This window comes from Bacillus sp. S/N-304-OC-R1 (assembly GCF_019749375.1).
Taxonomy (GTDB): Bacteria; Bacillota; Bacilli; order Bacillales; family Cytobacillaceae; genus Cytobacillus.
The window spans coordinates 94010-112724 of record NZ_JACWFE010000001.1; the positions used below are offsets into that span (position 1 = coordinate 94010).

The following is an 18715-nucleotide window of genomic DNA, read 5'->3' on the forward strand; positions in this document are numbered from 1 at the left end:
TCCGTAGACGCGGGATTTCTCTTGAAGATGTTAAGTTTGGGATAACAACCATTTTTCTGCATGTATCATTTTATGGGCTCATTGTTTTTATTTTGGTTTTATTCATTGAACTTTTTAGTTGATTTAGAAAAATATCAATTGCTTTTATTTCAGTAATCATTAATGGTATGATAAAGATTGATTTTTACAGAAGGAGATGACATTATGTCGAAAAAAGGATACATATTAATGCAAAACGGTGAAAAAGTTGAATTTGAATTATATCCAGATGCTGCACCTGGAACTGTTGCAAACTTTGAAAAGCTTGCAAACGAAGGTTATTATAATGGCCTGACTTTCCACCGTGTTATTCCTGGCTTTGTAAGCCAAGGGGGATGCCCTCATGGCACAGGAACTGGTGGCCCTGGCTACACAATTAACTGTGAAACAGAAGGCAACCCGCATAAGCATGAAGTAGGTTCTTTATCAATGGCTCATGCAGGACGCAATACCGGCGGTAGCCAATTCTTCATCGTACACGCGCCTCAGCCGCACTTAAATGGAGTTCATACAGTTTTCGGTAAAGTTACTTCAGGTATGGATACTGTTTTAAAAATGAAAAACGGCGATGTAATGGAGAAAGTAGAAGTTACAGAAGCATAATTTACATTGAAAAAGGGCCATTCGGCTCTTTTTCTATTTCTACCATCTTTCTGAGCATCTATTCAATAAACCAGGGAACAATAAAAAAAAATATTCAGAAGGTGATAAAAAATGGGTGCGATCGAAAGAAATGGATATCAATTCAAGCCTGAATTTAGTGTAGTGAATCAAGATGGAGCGATACATGTGTATAATAGAGGGGAATTCCTTGAAGAAATTCCTTTTGTATTCTCAGGTGAATTTCCGGAGCATGACTTAATTGAGGAACTTGTAAATCATTATTGTTTTGAAAACGGAATTTAACCCCTGGCTTATTCTCCCAACTCTAGCACCACACTCATATGGAGGTAATTTCGTGAAACCAATTCCTGATCACTTAAAGGAAGACCTAGATCTTATCTTTGTTGGCTTTAATCCAAGTATCCGTTCTTCCGTAACGGGTCATCATTTCGCTAATCCAAACAATCGATTTTGGAAGATACTCTATGAATCTGGTTTAACTCCGAGAAAATTTACAGCTGAAGAAGATAATCAATTATTAGAATTAGGTTACGGCATGACCAACATTGTTGCTAGACCGACAAAGACTGCAGATGAAATAACAAAAGAAGAGTACAAAGCTGGAAGATATGAATTAATCAATAAAATAAACCATTATAAACCCAAAATAGTCTGTTTTGTTGGGAAGGGAGTTTACCAGGAGTATAGTAATAAAAAATCTATTCCTTGGGGCCAGCAGCCAGAAGCTGTTGTGCGTGGTACTGTCGACTTTGTTGCACCCTCTTCTAGTGGCCTCGTAAGAATGAAAATAGAAGACATTATCAAAATTTATTCCGAAATCCCTAATCTGATATCAGCCATAAATCGTAAAAAATAATAGAAAAGTCATATATCCACTCAGGTAAAAACAGTTCAAATGAAACTATTAAAATATTCCGAAAATTATTAAAATAATAAATAACACCTAGAGCTAGCTTCAACTTAAACTCTTAAGGAGGGAAAGAAATGGAGCAAAATGTTCGTGTAATTCCGTTTAAATTGATTCATGAAACAGATGGAGCAAGTGAAATTCCAAAGGGAGTTAAATTAATCCAAGCTCCCAATATTTGGAAGGAAACGAAAGGCAAAGGTGTTACGGTTGCTGTTTTAGATACTGGCTGTGATACAACTCACCCTGATCTTAGGGAGCGTATTATCGGTGGGCGAAATTTTACAAACGATGATCGAGGCAACCCGGATCTATATTTGGATTATAATGGTCACGGGACTCATGTTTCTGGTACGATAGCAGCACAATTGAATAATAAGGGTGTTGCAGGTGTTGCTCCAGAAGCAAATTTGCTCATTGTGAAGGTATTAAATAAACAGGGCTCAGGACAGTATGATTGGATTATCAAAGGAATTCATTACGCTATCGAACAAAAAGCAGATATTATTTCAATGTCTCTTGGCGGACCAAATGATGTTCCTGAACTTCATCAAGCAATTAAAAAGGCTGTAGATCAAAATATCCTCGTGGTTTGTGCTGCTGGCAATGAAGGTGACGGTGATGAAGCGACAGATGAATTTGCGTTTCCAGGCTCCTATAACGAGGTCATTAGTGTAGGTGCAATTGATTTAGAGCGAAGATCATCGAAGTTCAGCAATTCACATAATGAGATTGATGTTGTTGCACCTGGAGAAGGAATACTCTCTACCTATTTAAACGGAAGATATGCTACTTTAAGCGGAACATCGATGGCGGCCCCCCATGTTTCGGGTGCACTAGCCTTAATAAAAGATATAGCAAATCGGCAATTTGAACGCAATCTCTCCGAACCAGAGCTTTACGCACAATTAATAAAGAGAACGATTCCTCTAGGATATTCACCAAAATTAGAGGGAAATGGTCTCATCTATTTGACTGTGCCAGAGCATCTAGCTAATATTTTCGATCTAGAATTTAAAGCAATGCTGTTCATATAAATAGAGTTAACAATTAATAGACCTCAGTTAAAGCTTGGAAAATTCCAAGCTTTTCTTTATTCTTAAAATAGGTATTAATTAGTAGGAGGACTATCAATTGCAGCCGTTCACCCAGAATGTTATTCAAATAATCAAGAGAATCCCTGAGGGCAGGGTAATGACCTATGGTCAAATAGCCAAACTGGCAGGAAGTCCAAGAGGGGCCAGGCAAGTTGTAAGGATTCTTCATTCAATGAGCAAAAAACACAAATTACCTTGGCATCGGGTTATCAATTCAAAAGGGGAAATTGGATTAAAAGAGGACGAGTATTATTCAATCCAAAGGCTTTCACTTGAAAGTGAAGGCGTTGAATTTTTAATAGATGGGAAAATTGAATTACAAACCTATTTATATCACCCAGATATTTGATCGTAGCAAAAAGGAAGGCTGAAAACGCCTTCCTTTTTCTATCCAGAAACTTAATTGCCTAAATAATAAAGAATTCCTTCATACTATTAGTTTTATTTGAACACAATATTATTCATAAAAAAACAACACTTTTTCCTCATACTGGTAAAAGAGGAAATCACCTTTCAACGAAGAATTGATCTAGTAAGAATATGGAAGAAAGGTGGAAGAATGAATGAAGAAAGCATTGAAATTAGGTTTTAGTATTTTACTCATTGTTATGCTGTCATTTACACCACAGGGGAACGATTCACTTACACCTGTTCAGGCTACTGTATCAGGAGAGCCTTGGGTTCAGGAACTCAATCAGCTGTTAATGAATGATCCTGATTTAAAAGGCGCGCTAGCTGGTATTAGTGTACGCTCAGCGGAAACAGGTGAACTGCTTTATGAAAATATCGGTGATGTCCGCTTAAGGCCGGCTTCGAATATGAAGCTTTTCACTGCGGCCGCTGCTTTATCAGCATTAGGTGAAAACTACAAATTTACAACTGAATTACTAACGGACGGTTCAGTAAAGGGGAAGACACTTCAAGGAAATCTTTTCTTAAAAGGAAAGGGAGATCCAACACTTTTAAAGTCAGACTTTGATCAATTTGCGAAAGAGATAAAAAGTTTAGGAATCCAATTTATACATGGTGATTTAGTTGCAGATGATTCTTGGTATGATAATGTCCGCTATTCTGAAGATCTAATCTGGAACGATGAAACTTATTATTATGGAGCTCAAGTGTCAGCATTAACTGCATCTCCAAATGAAGACTATGATGCTGGATCAATCATTGTAGAAGTAAACCCAGGGAAACATATTGGTCGAGAATCGCTTGTCACATTAGAACCAAAAACTGATTATGTAAAAATTATTAATCTTACTAAAACTGTTGCAGAAAATGGAAAAAAAGATATAACAATCGAAAAAGAGCATGGTACAAATACAATCTTCGTTAAAGGCACGATCCCCATGGAAGCCTCTAGAGTAAGGGAATGGATTGCAGTTTGGGAGCCGGCTGGCTATGCTCTCGACTTATTGCAACAATCGCTAATAGAACAAGGGATTAAGCTGAACGGAAAGCTAAAAAACGCACAATCACCAGAAGGAGCAAAAAAATTATACATTCACCACTCTATGCCATTATCAGAATTATTGATTCCATTTATGAAATTGAGCAACAACGGACACGCAGAGTCACTCATTAAAGAAATGGGGAAAGTCGTTAAAGGAGAAGGCAGCTGGGAAAAAGGCATGGAAATCATGAATAATGAACTTAATAAACTAGGTATCAATACGGAAACACTTGTCCTTCGAGATGGATCAGGCATCTCCCATATTAATTTAATTCCGGCAAATGAAATTTCAAAGCTTTTATTTGAGGTGCAAAGTAAAGAATGGTACCCAACATTTTTGAATTCATTACCTATAGCAGGGGCATCTGATCGGATGGTGGGCGGAACATTGCGAAATCGGATGATTAACTCAGGAGCAGAGGGTAATGTCCAAGCAAAGACCGGTTCCATCGCTACAGTCAGCTCATTATCCGGTTATGTTAATACGAAAAGCGGAGAGAGGCTTATTTTTTCTATAGTCCTCAATAATCTCGTAAATGGCTCGAAAGGAAAAGTAATAGAAGATAAAATTGCTGTTATTTTAGCAGAACAATGAAAAAAGGCGGATCAATTTGAATAAAGCTGATTGATCCGCCTTTTTTAACATTATGCTTTAGCAGCTTGAACATCTAAAGAGATTTTCACTTTATCTCCAACAAGAACTCCACCAGTTTCTAATGCTGAATTCCAAGTTAAACCATAATCACTTCTCTTAATAGATCCTTCAACAGTAAAGCCAACTTTTTCATTTCCCCATGGATCTTTGCCTGATCCTTCAAAAGTCACTTCAAACGTTTCTGATTTTGTTACTCCATGTAGAGTTAAATCACCAGTTACATCATATTCCCCATCACCATTATTTACAAACTTAGTCGCTTTGAAAGTCATTGAAGGATGATTTTCTACATCAAAGAAGTCTGCTGAACGAAGATGGTTATCACGATCTCCATTTCGAGTATCAATACTAGCTAAATCAATAGTAAACTCAATATTGGCAGAAGTTAAGTCAGCTGGATCTGCCTCAATGACAGCATCAAATTTATTAAAAGTCCCTTTCACATTTGCAATCATCATATGTTTGATTGAAAAATCAACACTGCTGTGTACTGGATCAAGTGCCCATTTTGTATTTGTCATTTTTTATTTCCTCCTAGAAAGTCTTTTGAATTCATTTATTTCGAATTCAAGATAATTTAATTCTAAATAAATTATATGAAGGTGCTCCTGCTTTGTCAATATAAAATAGTACTTTTCATGATTTTTCTTAGGAAGTGTTACAATATAGATAATTTATTGCCTGATATCTACTACTAAAGGGGGACTATCATGAACCATCTAGAGCTTACCTACAAGAATGCGGTTGAAACGACTAAAGCTAAAATCTTTAAAGATTTGAACCATTATTTAGGAAGCAAAGAAAGTATACCGTCTTTTGAGAACTACCTTTCAGATCGTGAAAGCTATATTGGTGAATTATGGTTAAATGTCTGGCTAAACAAATCTACGAGCAGTATTTCTAAAGCGGTGAAAAAGCAATTTTTACAGGAAAGAGGCTTCGAAACAGAAAATGTAGACCGGAAATTAATTAATCAATTATTCCGGACAGAAATGCGTACATATATCCCATTTGATGCAATCGGGTGGCTCAAAAATAAATGGCAACATGATGAAATTAACTGGGAGGAAAAATATCGAGAAGCTAGGGCTGAATTTTTGCAGAAAGAAGAAGAGGAAAGGCTACATAAAGAACTCGACCATTTTCAGGAGGATTTCATTCAAAAAATCGATCGGTTTATTGAGGGAAATGAAGAAGAAATGTATTTACATGTCCGACATTTTATTTCTAAACAATTAATTGTGGATATGAATAAGCAGTCTAAATATAAAAAAATTGACACTTTTGCCCTCGAAGAGAAGCTGGAAACAATCGGCGAATTCACCCCTGATTCTTATACTATTCTAGGTGAATTTCTCGAAGAATTGACTGGCGATATTCATAAATCTTTGCATTGGGGCCGTCAATATTTTGAATACGAGACATATTTTGATCGCTATATCCAGCAAACCACGGAATATCTAAAAGAAGTATTTTCAAAATTAGAGTTAATGCAATCAAGTAAAGATAATGAAAACCTATCAATGGTTATGACTCAATCTATTGCAGAAGAGATTATTCTTGAAACTTGTGAGGATTTAGCCGATCACTTTATACGAATTGCACAGGAAGAATACTTGACTGACCTTATTAGGCTTGCAGCTGTTCCATTTGAAATTGAAAAGCATGCTGAAATTTATAAAAAAGATATAGAAGAAAGAAAGCGGAGAATAGAAGAAGAGCAGGCAGAACTCGAAAGGAAAAAAGAAGAGGAAAAGCGCATCCTAAATGAAATTTTCGAACAGGAGTACCAGCCTTATATAAATAGAAACATTCGATATAAACTTCATATAGGGGAAACAAATACCGGCAAAACACATCACGCACTTGAAAAAATGAAATCAGCGTCTAGTGGCATATATTTAGCACCATTACGCCTGTTAGCTCTAGAGGTTTTTGACAAACTGAATGAGGAGGGCACACCTTGTTCATTAAAGACAGGAGAAGAAGAGAAAATTACTGCAGGCGCCCGTCATATTTCCTGTACAGTAGAAATGTTTCATGAAAAAGAGTTTTACAAATGTATTGTAATTGATGAAGCACAAATGATTACCGATAAAGATCGAGGCTTTTCTTGGTATAAAGCTATTACGAAAGCAAATGCAGATGAAGTTCACATTATTGGCAGTCATAATGTAAAGGAAATTATTCTTCAATTATTAGGTGCTGAGGCAGATATTGAAATTATTGAATATAATCGAGATATACCATTAGAGGTAGAAAAAAGAGAGTTTAAATTCAGCCGTGTTGATAGAGGGGATGCACTAATTTGTTTTTCAAGAAAAAAAGTGCTTGAAACTGCATCTAGATTAGAGAACTCTGGCCAATCTGTCAGTATGATCTATGGAAGTATGCCACCAGAAACGAGAAAAAAACAGGTTCAGCGTTTTAACAAAGGGGAAACTTCAATTATTGTCGCAACCGATGCGATCGGCATGGGATTAAATCTTCCAATTCGAAGAGTCGTCTTTCTTGAAAATGAAAAATTTGACGGTCAAAAAAGAAGACAGCTTACATCTCAGGAAGTTAAGCAAATAGCAGGAAGAGCAGGAAGAAAAGGGATTTATAATATAGGAAAGGTTGCTTTCATTTCTAATATTAAAAAAATGTGGGACCTTTTAGTTTGTGAAGATCAGCCAATCCAAACTTTTTCGGTAGCACCAACAAACACAGTCTTCGAACGGTTTCAAAGATATTATCGTGATTTAGGTACCTTTTTTGAATTATGGGATAAGTTTGAAAGTCCTGTCGGAACGAAAAAAGCATCACTATCTGAGGAAAGAGAATTATATGAAAAAATTCAAGGAACAGAAATTGAAGCAAAACTTCCTATTATGGAGCTTTACGGATTTCTTCATCTGCCATTTTCTAAAAAAGAGTCTGAATTAATTTTTCAATGGGAGCAGACAATGCTTGCGATTATTGCTGGGGAGGATCTCCCTGAACCAAGAATAAAAAATCGTAATCTAGAAGAATTGGAATTGACCTATAAAGCAATTGGCTTGCATCTCTTATTTTTATATCGATTAGACCGTAGAACAGAAGCGCTATACTGGGAACGGGTTCGAGAGCAAATTAGTGACAAGGTTCATGATCGACTAAGAACAGACATTAAAAACATGTCGAAAAAATGCAAAAGCTGCGGTAGAAAGTTACCTTGGGATCTTAGATTCCAAATTTGTGATCAGTGCCATGAGAGAAAATATCGAAGAAGCTATTCATATAGATAAAAACAATGAAAACAAAAGACCTGGGCATACGGGAATGTCCAGGTCTTTTGTCTATGGTTTCAGCACAACTTTAATACAGTCATCCTCATGATTATTAAAAATTCGATACCCGTGATCAGCCTCAGCTAAAGGGATTTTATGCGTAATAATTTCTTTAGGATCGAACTTACCATCTTTAATCTTGTCATAAAGCGTCTGCATATATGGGATAACAGGAGCTTGTCCCATCTTTATATTTATATTTCTCGCAAAAAAGGCTCCTAACGGAAACAGATTGTAATTTCCTCCATAAACTCCAGTTAGTTGAACATTGCCGCCCCTTTTCACAGCCTTGGTGGAAATTTGAATCGGACCAAGAGTCCCTCCTTGAAGCTTCAGCTTTTGTTCCAAAAACTCAAGAGGTGACTTTTTTCCATCCATCCCTACACAATCGATGACAACATCCGCTCCGCCTTTTGTAATTTCTTTTATGTGCTCACCCATATCAGGAAATTTAGTAAATTCATAAACCTCTACATTGTTAATTTTCTTGGCATAATCCATTCGATAATTTAGATAATCAATAGCAATAACGCGTTCTGCTCCTTCCATCCACGCAAACTTCTGTGTCATTAATCCAACTGGTCCACATCCTAATACAACAACTGTATCGCCCTTTTTTACTCCCGCGTTAACTACACTCCAGTAGGCAGTTGGCAATACATCCGATAAGAATAACAGCGACTCATCCTCCATTTCACACGATTCTGGAACCAAAAATGGCGTGAAATTTCCAAACGGAACTCTTAGATATTCGGCTTGTCCACCTGGATAGTTTCCATATTTCTCAGAGTATCCAAAATAGCCTCCAGAATCATAGTGAGGGTTCGAATTTTCGCATTGGCTTGTTAAATCTTGTTCACAATACACACAGTGTCCGCATGAAACGTTGAAGGGGATGATCACTCTATCTCCTTTTTTTAATTTCGTCACACTCGAACCAGCCTCTTCAACAATTCCCATTGGCTCATGCCCAATTACATATCCTCTCGGCAAAGGAAAGTTGCCTTTATATAGATGTAAATCAGAACCACAAATAGCGGTAGAAGTTATTCGAATAATAATATCATTGTTCTTTTCAATTCTCGGATCTTCAACATTGTCAACGGCTACATTATTCGGACCTTGATATGTTACTGCCTTCATTTGTTCCACTCCTTAATATTTTCAAAAATAAAACATTACTCTCTCTGTAGTATGATGCTGAGAGACATTTACATTCCCTAAAAACTCGTTAATTAAGAGGATTTATTAATTTCCAATAGCAGAAAAAATAAACTTAAACATAATAGGAATAAATAATATTTTCGGTTGCAAAATAATTTTGATTTTATTAAAGGAGGAATTTGAATGCAAAACCAACAGCAAGGTCAAATGCATCAAAATATGCACACTGGCATGATTAATCAACAAATGAATCATGGCGGTCATGAGGTATTTGATGTTCATGAAGTATTATCTGGCACAATTGGAATACTTGACCAGTATACGCTATTGCGTCCTTTAGTAAAGGATCAGGAATTAGCGAGTATACTTGATAGACAATCTCAATTTATTAAGCAGGAATATAACACAACTGTTGATTGCTTTAAAACCGGTCAGGACCCGGCAGTACCAACGCAAAGCTACAAAATGACTCAGGACAATAATTTTGTATATGGTTTAAAACCATCTCAGCCAAAAAAACCAGTAAATGCTGCTTCTGAATTAACAGATGAATGTATTTCTGGTATGATGCTTGGATCCTTAAAATCGATGGCAGGAGCAAAAACAATGGCTGCTCTTGAAGTAACAAACCCAGTTGTTCGACGCGTATTAGCTGATTCGGTGCCAAACTGCATTGAAATGTGCTATGAGCTTTCTATTTACCAAAACAATAATCATTATTACCAAGTACCGCAGCTATCAGCACAAGATATGCAGCAAATGACAAATGCATATGCGCAAGCCCCTATGAACGGGCAAATGCCTAATCAAACACATTAAAAATAGAAAAAGACGATTCTTTTTATAGGAATCGTCTTTTTCTATTTTTTCCACCTCTAAACATTGTTGGAAAACGTTTTCATTTTCTAAAAATTGAAAAAATATATTTACTTTGTAAATTAAGTGGTATTTAATAGATATATGTTTAAATCATCAGAAAATAGGAGGAAGCAAAAATGAGTCATGTCTTAAAAAAACCGTTTCTTGCAGTCGCTGTACTTATGCTGGTATTGCTTACTGCTTGCAGTGGGAAAAGCACAGAAACATCAGGAGCAAGCAATTCTTCTAAAGGAGGAGGTACAGTTAACGCAAAAATTGGTGTTATCTCCTACATAACTGGACCAGGTGCCGCATATGGAGAAGCTATTACAAATGGGTTTAAATTAGCTCAAAAGGAAATTAATGAAAAAGGTGATGTCAATATTAATCTTGTAATAGAAGATTCTGCTGGAAAGCAGGAGCAAGCATTATCAGCTGCTCAAAAATTAATGAGTGACGATAACATCGTAGCACTATTAGGACCTACTTTAAGTACAGAAATGAATGTAGTGGGACCGGAAGCCGATCTAAATGGAATCCCGATTATAGGCACTTCAACTACTGCCGAGGGAATACCGCAAATTGGTGAATATGTATTTAGAAACTCAATTCCTGAAGCACTAGCTATTCCTGCTTCAATTAATAAAGCTGTTGAGAAATATGATGTCAAAAAGGTAGCGATTCTATACGGAAATGATGATGTATTTACGAAGTCTGGTTTTGATACGATGGAGAAGGTAGCAAAGGATATGGGTCTCGAAATTTTAGCTATCGAAACTTTTCAAAAAGGACAAGCTGATTACAATGCTCAGTTAACAAAAATTAAAGGTTTGAATCCAGACTTAATTTTATGTTCTGCGCTATATAACGAAGGTGCAGTCATCATGGATCAAGCAAGAAAAATGGGTATTGATGTCCCGTTTGTTGGAGGCAACGGCTTTAACTCACCACAGGTTATTGAAATTGCTGGCAAAGCAGCAAATGGATTAATTGTTGCAACACCATGGTTTGGAGAAAAAGATGATCCAAAAGTACAAGACTTTAATAAAAAATACGAAGCTGAATATAAAAAGAAGCCAGACCAATTCGCAGCTCAAGCTTATGATGCCCTTTATATTGTGGCAGAGGCACTTAAAAATGCCGGCGAAGCAGATCGAGATAAGTTAAAAGATGCACTTCTTGAAATTAAAGATCTTGAAGGAATCCTTGGCAAATTCTCTTTTGATAAAGACGGTGACGTCGTAATGGAACCAACTGTACTTATCATTGACGAGGGAAAATTCAAAATCTTCGAATAATTATTGCAAAGGGTGAGATGTCTTGCTATTAGAGCAGTTAATTAACGGAATTACACTAGGAAGCATCTATGCCATCGTAGCCCTAGGATTCACACTTGTTTTTGGTGTTCTAGGCATCATTAACATGGCGCATGGCGAAATCTTTATGTTTGGAGCCTTTATTGGTGTTATTGTCACTAGTACTTTAGGTTTGCCGCTTTGGGTTGCATTTCTGGCAGCCATCATTGTAACGGCAATCCTTGGTTATCTGCTAGAAAGATTTGCTCTGCGTCCTTTAAGAGGAAAGCAAGGTGTTTCACACCTTGCTCCTTTAATTAGTACGATCGGAGCTTCTATTTTACTGGAAAATCTATCACACCACTTATTTGGTGCCGGTAATCATCCGTTTAAAAACGCATTTGCCGAAATAAATTTTCAAATTGGTTCTATCACCGTTTATTTAGTGCAAATCTTAATTTTTGTTATATCAGTAATTTTAATGATTGTTTTATCTTATTGGCTGCAAAAAACGAAGGCTGGAAAAGCGCTAAGAGCAACAGCTGAAAACATTGAAACTGCCAGTATTCTAGGAGTTAACACAAAGCGAATTATTATTTTAACAGTTGTCATTGCTTCTGCAATGGGTGGTATTGCGGGAATCCTCGTTGGAATGGCCTTTAATGCTGTTAACCCGCAAATGGGGCTATCAATGGGGCTAAAAGGGTTAGCCATTATTATATTAGGCGGAATGGGCAATGTGAAGGGTGCAATGGCAGGTGGACTATTACTCGGATTATCTGAAACTCTTATTGTTGCATACGGAGATTCAGGTTATCGTGATGCGGTTGCATTTATTACGATTATCGTCATCCTATTACTAAGGCCACAAGGATTGTTTGGCCAAAAGACGACAGCTGCGGGAAGGTGACACTATGCTTGGAGAATTAATTAATCCTTATTATTTACAAGTTGGCTCCTTTATATTAATCAATATTATTCTCGGACTAAGCATCTATGTTACTCTCTCTTCTGGACAGCTTTCTCTTGGAAATGCGGGATTTATGGGGATTGGTGCATACACTTCTGCCTTACTAACTTTAAATTATGATGTTCCCATTATCATTGGAATCATTGCGGGAGCATTAGCTGCAGGTTTATTAGGTCTAATTGTCGGCATTCCATCTCTAAGGCTGCAAGGGGTTTACTTAGCGATCGCAACCCTTGGATTCGGGGAGGTAATCAGGGTCTTTTTTGTCAATTGGGAATCTGTTACAAAGGGCGCTGTTGGTATTTCAGGCATTCCTCAAATGGGGAGAGAGGTTTTTAGAGTATTAAAAGATGCTGGCTTTGATCCAGCCTCGATTGGCTTAAAAAATAATGAATTTGTATTCTTAACAGTATTTATTATATTGCTGATTATTAATATTCTTGTTGTTTGGTTTATTATTAGACAAAATCACTCTAGAATCGGAAGAGCCTTTGCCTCCATTAAAATGGATGAAAAAGCCGCAGAAGCAATGGGAATCAATATTACTTACTATAAGGTGCTTGCTTTCGTTCAAGGTGCGGTGATTTCCGGTTTTGCCGGTGCATTATTTGCCCACGTCATGGCATACATAAGCCCTGCAGATTTTTCTTATCATCGAGCTGTTGAAATTTTAATTTTTGCTGTCTTTGGCGGCAGTGAAGTTATCGTCGGGGCTATTTTTGGAGCTACTTTCATGACCCTAATGCCAGAGGTTTTAAGATTTATCAGTGAATATCGATATATGATTTATGGTCTAATCCTAATCTTAATGATGGCATTCCGACCGCAAGGAATTATCGATATACATGTACTGCATTGGTTCCAAAAGTTCAAACTGCCAAAAAGGGGGATTCAGCATGGTTCTAGAAATCAAAAACATCTCTAAAAATTTTGGCGGGATCGCTGCATTAACAGATGTTTCTTTTTCCGTAGAAAAAGGAGAGATCTTTAGCTTAATTGGTCCTAATGGTGCAGGAAAGACAACAATGTTTAATATGATTACAAATCTGTTCCCGCCAACATCTGGGAATATTACCTTTGCCGGTGATACAATTACTGGCATAAAGCCTCATTTAATCACAGAAAAGGGGATTTGCCGTACTTTTCAAAATATCCGGCTTTTCCCACAAATGACTGCTTTAGAAAATGTAATGGTTGGGGGACATTGCCGCATAAAGTCAGGCGTATTCAGCAGTGTTTTCCGTACGAAGGCACAGCGAAATGAGGAACTAAAACTGGAAGAAAGTGCGAAAGAATTATTAGAATTAGTTGGCTTAACCGAAGAAATGGAGAATGCTGCAGAAAATTTAGCTTACGGTCAGCAAAGGCGACTTGAAATCGCAAGAGCATTAGCTAGTAATCCTCAGCTATTACTCCTTGATGAACCTGCGGCAGGGATGAACGAAACTGAGACGGACAGCTTGTTTGACTTAATAAAAAAAATTCAAGCAAAAGAAATTACCGTTTTAATCATTGAGCATGACATGCCCTTAGTTATGAGGCTATGTGATCGAATTATGGTTTTGAATTTTGGGAAAAAGCTTGCAGAGGGAACACCGGCAGAAATTCAGAATAATGAAGAAGTCATTGAAGCCTACCTCGGTTCAGAGGAGGATGAACAAAGTGCTTAATATCTCAAATATCGAGACATTCTATGGAAAAATTCAAGCTTTAAAAGGAATTAATTTAGAAGTTGAACAAGGCAAAATTGTCACATTGCTAGGTGCAAATGGAGCTGGTAAAACGACAACCATGAAGACGATCTCAGGACTGTTGACACCTCAATCGGGAAAAATTGAATTTCTAGGGGAGGACGTAACCGGTTTAAGACCTGATCAGCTCCTTGGAAAAGGGATTTCTCTTGTTCCAGAGGGCAGAGCTATTCTAAGCAGCATGACTGTCATGGAAAATCTTGAAATGGGAGCATACCAGCGAAAGGATAATGAAATTTCCAAAGATATTGATAATGTCATGGATCATTTTCCGATTTTAAGAGAAAGAAAGGAACAACTGGGAGGAACTCTTTCCGGCGGGCAACAACAAATGTTAGCAATAGCACGGGCATTGCTTTCACGCCCAAAGCTGCTGCTTCTTGATGAGCCATCGATGGGACTTGCTCCGTTAATTGTCGCTGATATCTTTAAAATTATTAAGGAAATTAAAGACAGTGGAACAACCGTTCTGTTAGTTGAGCAAAATGCGAAACAAGCTTTGAAAATTGCTGATTATGGATATGTCATGGAAACCGGAAAAATAATTATTAGCGGAAAAGCTACTGATTTACTTGAAGACCCAAGAGTTGTTGAAGCATACTTAGGTAAAAAAACAAGTTAATCAATATGTAAAGCCCCGAATAAAAATCGGGGTTTTTCTATTCCTAATTTAATTCCTAAAACCAAAGCAATATACCCAATGCTTAACATCTTTTCTCTATTCATTTCATAAATTTAATACCGTGGCAAGAAAAAAACTCTTCAGTAAATATTGCATTATGAAGGGGGATGAAGTTATGGACGTAATAGGGAAAGGTTATTATCGAAAAGAATCCTTCGAGAAAGTAACAGGGAAAGCAAAATACACAAATGATATAGAAACAACCAATATGTTGCATATAAAAATGGTTACAAGCCCTTTAGCACATGCATTAATAAAAAATATCGATTATTCTGCTGCAAGAAAGCTTCCTGGAGTTAGAGCAATTGTATTAGGAAACAACTTTCCATTGACGGGTGAAGAGATAAGAGATAGGCCGCCGATTGCTGTTGATCGGGTAAGATACCATGGTGAAGTGGTTGCCTTGGTTGTTGCAGATACTCCCTTTATTGCTGCTCGCGCAGCTTCTTTGATTCTAGTTCAATATGAGCCGCTGCCTGTTGTTAATTCCCCATCTGAAGCTTTAATGCCTAATGCCCCCATCTTACATGAAAATCTAGGATATTATCAAAAAATTCCTAGTGCCTATCCCGAGCCCGGCACAAATATTGCAAATCGTACAAAGGTGCGAAAGGGGAATATTTCTCAAGGATGGGAAGAAAGTTCAGTAACTGTAGAAGGAAAATTTTCATTCCGTCCATCGGACCATGTAGCTATGGAAACAAGAAGCTCATTCGCTCAAATACATGCTAATGGAGAGGTCGAAATTACATCATCCTCTCAAGCTCCTTTTATGATAAAAAAAATGATAGGAGCATATTTCGGTATACCTAATGGCAACATTATCGTTAATACCCCCTATGTAGGAGGGGCATTTGGCGGCAAAGCATCCATTCTACTAGAAATTCTATGCTATATTGCCTCACAAGCAGTAGGAGGCAGGCTTGTAAAACTAACAAACAGCAGAGAGGAAGATATTCTAACATCTCCTTGTCACATCGGGCTAGAGGCAACAGTAAAGCTCGGCTGTACGCAGGATGGTATTCTTAAAGCTGCAGAAATCCTATACTTATTCGATGGGGGAGCTTATGCTGATAAGGCTACAGATGTAAGCAGAGCAGGGGCTGTTGATTGTACAGGTCCATATAATATTGAAAATATTTGGTGTGATTCCTTATGCATGTATACTAATCATCCCTATGCTTCTCCATTTCGTGGATTCGGGCATTCAGAAGTGCTGTTTGCATTCGAAAGATCGATGGATATGCTGGCAAAAAAGCTGAACATGGATCCTCTTGAACTCCGACTGCGAAATTCCATTATGCCAGGAGACACAACCCCAACTCAGGTTTTATTAAATTCTAGCAACGTAGGAAATCTTCCTAAATGTATTTCCAGATTAAAGGAATTAATAAAATGGGATGAGGGCCAGATCATTGATATTGGAAATAATATATTACGTGTAAAAGGCGTTAGCTGTATATGGAAAACCTCAACCATTGATTCTAATGCTAGCTCAGGGGTCATTCTCACTTTCAATTCCGATGGATCCATAAATATAATTAGTGGTGTAATCGAAATTGGAACTGGAACTAAAACAATTTTAGCACAAATGCTTGCAGAAAAACTAAAAATGGATATGAAGGATATTCATGTTCAAATGAAGGTTAATACCCAAAGTACACCTGAACATTGGAAAACAGTTGCAAGCAGAGCTACGTTTATGGCTGGCCGTGCATTACTAGACGCTGCTGAAGATGTCATACATCAATTAAAAAAGCTTGCTGCTTTTCTTTTGCGCTCACCGATCGAAGATCTTGAGGTTGGTTATGGCTATGTTTATGTTCGGGATGATCCAACGATAAGGATTCCAGTGAGAGATATTGCATACGGCTATACCTTTCCCAATGGAAACACAATCGGCGGTCAAGTTATTGGACATGGAACGTATACTTTAAGGCATATTACATTTTTAGATAAAGAAACTTCTGCAGGAAAGCCTGGACCAGAATGGACAGTAGGAGCCCAAGGTGTTGAAGTGGAAGTTGATATAAAAAACTACACGTATAAAATTCTAAAAGCTGTATCAGTTATTGATTTAGGAAAAGTATTAAACCGTGAAACAGCTCTAGGCCAAGTGAAAGGCGCCATGAGTATGGGTCTCTCTTTTGCTGGCAGAGAAACCTTCCTATTTGATTCAATTGGAAGAGTGCTGAATCATCAATTTAGAACATATCGTCCAATCCGTTACGGCGAGCAACCACAATATATAGTAGATTTTGTTGAAACTCCCCAAATTGATGCACCATATGGAGCTCGTGGAGTTGGTGAACATGGTTTACTTGGGATGCCTGCAGCTCTCGGAAATAGTCTTTCCACAGCACTTGCTGTTCCAATCAATCATTTGCCGATAATTCCAGAATTACTTTGGAAAATGAAGGAAGGGGGCTCCCGCCAATGATCATCTCAGAGTCGGAATACTATAAACCTGAAAGCCTAGATGAAGCAACCAAGCTGTTTTATCAACTAAGCCAAAACGATATACACCCAATGTATTATTCTGGCGGGACAGAAATCATTACCCTTCGCAGGTTAAACCTCATTAATCCAAACGCAGTCATTGATATCAAAGGTATCCCTGAGTGCAATACTTACGAATTTAACAAAGATTTCCTTATAATGGGATCTGCCATCCCCTTAACACTATTAGAAGAGATTAATTACTTTCCAATGCTGACTAAAACAGCAAAAGGTGTAGCAGACCATACAGCACGTAATAAAATTACTTTAGGCGGCAATATTTGTGGGCAGATCTTCTATCGGGAGGCCGTTTTGCCATTCCTATTAACAGATAGCTATATTATTACTGCTGGCTTTGACGGGATTAAAACAGTTCCTATACATTCAATATTTGATCAAAAAATGAACTTGATGGAAGGGCAATTACTCGTTCAATTAGCAACAGAAAAACGGTATCTAGAAATGCCTCATCTTGTTATCAAGAAGAGACAGCAATGGGAAACAGGATACCCTTTAATTACCTTTGCTGCCATGAAAGCTGACGATGGAATAAGAATTGCCTTCAGTGGTTTATGCCCTTTTCCATTTCGTTCTCCTGAGGTTGAAAAAGAGTTAAATAATCGGCAATTGCCTTTCGAAGAAAGAATCAATCAAGCTATTTTTCATTTGCCAAATCCAATTCTTGATGATGTAGAAGGCTCAAAGGAATATCGGATGTTTGTCTTCAAAAATACAGTTCTTGATATATTAATAGAATTGGAGGGATTGTAGGTGGATGTTGCTCCAGTTAATAAGCAATTCATCACACTTAATATTAATGAGGAAATATATCAGACAGAAGTAAGACCGTTAAGCACTTTATTAAGTGTGCTACGCCAGCAATTAGGATTAACTGGCGCAAAACCAGGTTGTCTAAATGGTGATTGCGGGGCATGTACAGTAATGATAGATGAACTTCCTTATAAATCATGTATTATTCTTTGCGTTGAAGCAGCAGGAAAGAAAATAACGACTATTGAAGGTTTAAAAAATGCACCTATTCAGCAAGCCTTTATTGAACATTTTGCATTTCAATGCGGGTATTGTACATCAGGATTCATAATGAATTGTCATTCATTGGTATCCAAATATAAAAATCCATCGAGCGAAACAATAAAAGAATGGCTATCATCTAATATTTGCCGCTGTACTTGCTATGAAGAAATTGAAAATGCAGTCATGTCTGTTATTCAACAAAATAAAGAATAAAAGAGAGCAGAGAAATGAGTAAACCAACCACTCATTTCCCTGCTCTCCTTTATTTTCATTGTATAAACAGGAAATTAATGGGGAAATTAACAATGAAATAGTAGGCAATTTCACTTTTGGTCTCATTGTTTAAAATAAACTTATGACATCTTTGGCAGGGAT

The 18715-nt window shown here is 37.3% G+C and carries 18 protein-coding genes; 16 read left to right on the top strand and 2 right to left on the bottom strand.

Annotation, left to right across the window (positions count from 1 at the left end; translation table 11 throughout):
* Positions 1–204 precede the first annotated feature (204 nt).
* The 6 genes from H0173_RS00480 to dacB all read left to right on the top strand — a co-directional run bounded on the left by H0173_RS00480 (position 205) and on the right by dacB (position 4715).
* Positions 205–642 (top strand): peptidylprolyl isomerase, encoded by a 438-nt coding sequence (locus H0173_RS00480; protein WP_221843962.1) that lies wholly within the window; start codon positions 205–207, stop codon positions 640–642.
* 111 nt (positions 643–753) lie between these two features.
* Positions 754–945, top strand: coding sequence for a YbxH family protein (locus tag H0173_RS00485; protein WP_221843963.1), 192 nt, complete (start codon positions 754–756; stop codon positions 943–945).
* A gap of 52 nt (positions 946–997) precedes the next feature.
* Positions 998–1519, top strand: coding sequence for a G/U mismatch-specific DNA glycosylase (gene mug / locus H0173_RS00490; RefSeq protein ID WP_221843964.1), 522 nt, complete (start codon positions 998–1000; stop codon positions 1517–1519).
* A 128-nt stretch (positions 1520–1647) separates the two neighbouring features.
* Positions 1648–2607 (top strand): S8 family peptidase, encoded by a 960-nt coding sequence (locus H0173_RS00495; RefSeq protein ID WP_221843965.1) that lies wholly within the window; start codon positions 1648–1650, stop codon positions 2605–2607.
* 97 nt (positions 2608–2704) lie between these two features.
* Positions 2705–3016, top strand: coding sequence for an MGMT family protein (locus H0173_RS00500; protein ID WP_221843966.1), 312 nt, complete (start codon positions 2705–2707; stop codon positions 3014–3016).
* A 214-nt stretch (positions 3017–3230) separates the two neighbouring features.
* Positions 3231–4715 carry a D-alanyl-D-alanine carboxypeptidase/D-alanyl-D-alanine endopeptidase gene (gene dacB, locus H0173_RS00505; protein WP_221843967.1) on the top strand — a complete coding sequence of 495 codons (1485 nt, stop codon included), beginning with the start codon at positions 3231–3233 and terminating at the stop codon, positions 4713–4715.
* Positions 4716–4765: 50 nt separating this feature from the next.
* Here dacB and H0173_RS00510 read toward each other — a convergent pair whose 3' ends face one another.
* Positions 4766–5296 (bottom strand): YceI family protein, encoded by a 531-nt coding sequence (locus H0173_RS00510; protein WP_221843968.1) that lies wholly within the window; start codon positions 5294–5296, stop codon positions 4766–4768.
* Positions 5297–5485: 189 nt separating this feature from the next.
* Here H0173_RS00510 and H0173_RS00515 point away from each other — a divergent pair, with 189 nt between their 5' ends.
* Entirely contained in the window at positions 5486–8044 is a 2559-nt protein-coding gene (locus tag H0173_RS00515) for a DEAD/DEAH box helicase (RefSeq protein ID WP_221843969.1), read from the top strand.
* Positions 8045–8095: 51 nt separating this feature from the next.
* On the opposite strand, the gene H0173_RS00520 is transcribed toward H0173_RS00515, so the two are convergent.
* Complete coding sequence (locus H0173_RS00520; protein ID WP_221843970.1) at positions 8096–9229, bottom strand: zinc-dependent alcohol dehydrogenase; 1134 nt, start codon at positions 9227–9229, stop codon at positions 8096–8098.
* A 204-nt stretch (positions 9230–9433) separates the two neighbouring features.
* Between H0173_RS00520 and H0173_RS00525 the strand changes: the two genes are divergently transcribed.
* The 9 genes from H0173_RS00525 (at position 9434) to H0173_RS00565 (ending at position 18553) form a co-directional block, all read left to right on the top strand.
* Entirely contained in the window at positions 9434–10069 is a 636-nt protein-coding gene (locus tag H0173_RS00525; RefSeq protein ID WP_221843971.1) for a spore coat protein, read from the top strand.
* A 176-nt stretch (positions 10070–10245) separates the two neighbouring features.
* On the top strand, positions 10246–11406 hold the full coding sequence (locus tag H0173_RS00530; protein ID WP_221843972.1) for an ABC transporter substrate-binding protein: 1161 nt from the start codon (positions 10246–10248) through the stop codon (positions 11404–11406).
* A 22-nt stretch (positions 11407–11428) separates the two neighbouring features.
* Entirely contained in the window at positions 11429–12313 is an 885-nt protein-coding gene (locus H0173_RS00535) for a branched-chain amino acid ABC transporter permease (RefSeq protein WP_221843973.1), read from the top strand.
* Positions 12314–12317: 4 nt separating this feature from the next.
* Positions 12318–13298 (top strand): branched-chain amino acid ABC transporter permease, encoded by a 981-nt coding sequence (locus H0173_RS00540; RefSeq protein ID WP_221843974.1) that lies wholly within the window; start codon positions 12318–12320, stop codon positions 13296–13298.
* Complete coding sequence (locus H0173_RS00545; RefSeq protein WP_221843975.1) at positions 13270–14043, top strand: ABC transporter ATP-binding protein; 774 nt, start codon at positions 13270–13272, stop codon at positions 14041–14043. The genes H0173_RS00540 and H0173_RS00545 overlap by 29 nt, the downstream gene beginning before the upstream one ends.
* Positions 14036–14746: an ABC transporter ATP-binding protein gene (locus H0173_RS00550; RefSeq protein ID WP_221843976.1), complete on the top strand. Its 711-nt coding sequence runs from the start codon at positions 14036–14038 to the stop codon at positions 14744–14746. Before H0173_RS00545 ends, H0173_RS00550 begins: the two co-directional genes overlap by 8 nt.
* Positions 14747–14921: 175 nt before the next feature.
* Positions 14922–17246, top strand: a complete 2325-nt coding sequence (locus tag H0173_RS00555) for a xanthine dehydrogenase family protein molybdopterin-binding subunit (RefSeq protein ID WP_221843977.1) — start codon at positions 14922–14924, stop codon at positions 17244–17246.
* Positions 17243–18076 carry an FAD binding domain-containing protein gene (locus H0173_RS00560; protein ID WP_221843978.1) on the top strand — a complete coding sequence of 278 codons (834 nt, stop codon included), beginning with the start codon at positions 17243–17245 and terminating at the stop codon, positions 18074–18076. Before H0173_RS00555 ends, H0173_RS00560 begins: the two co-directional genes overlap by 4 nt.
* Positions 18077–18553: a (2Fe-2S)-binding protein gene (locus tag H0173_RS00565; RefSeq protein ID WP_313770586.1), complete on the top strand. Its 477-nt coding sequence runs from the start codon at positions 18077–18079 to the stop codon at positions 18551–18553.
* Positions 18554–18715: the final 162 nt, after the last annotated feature.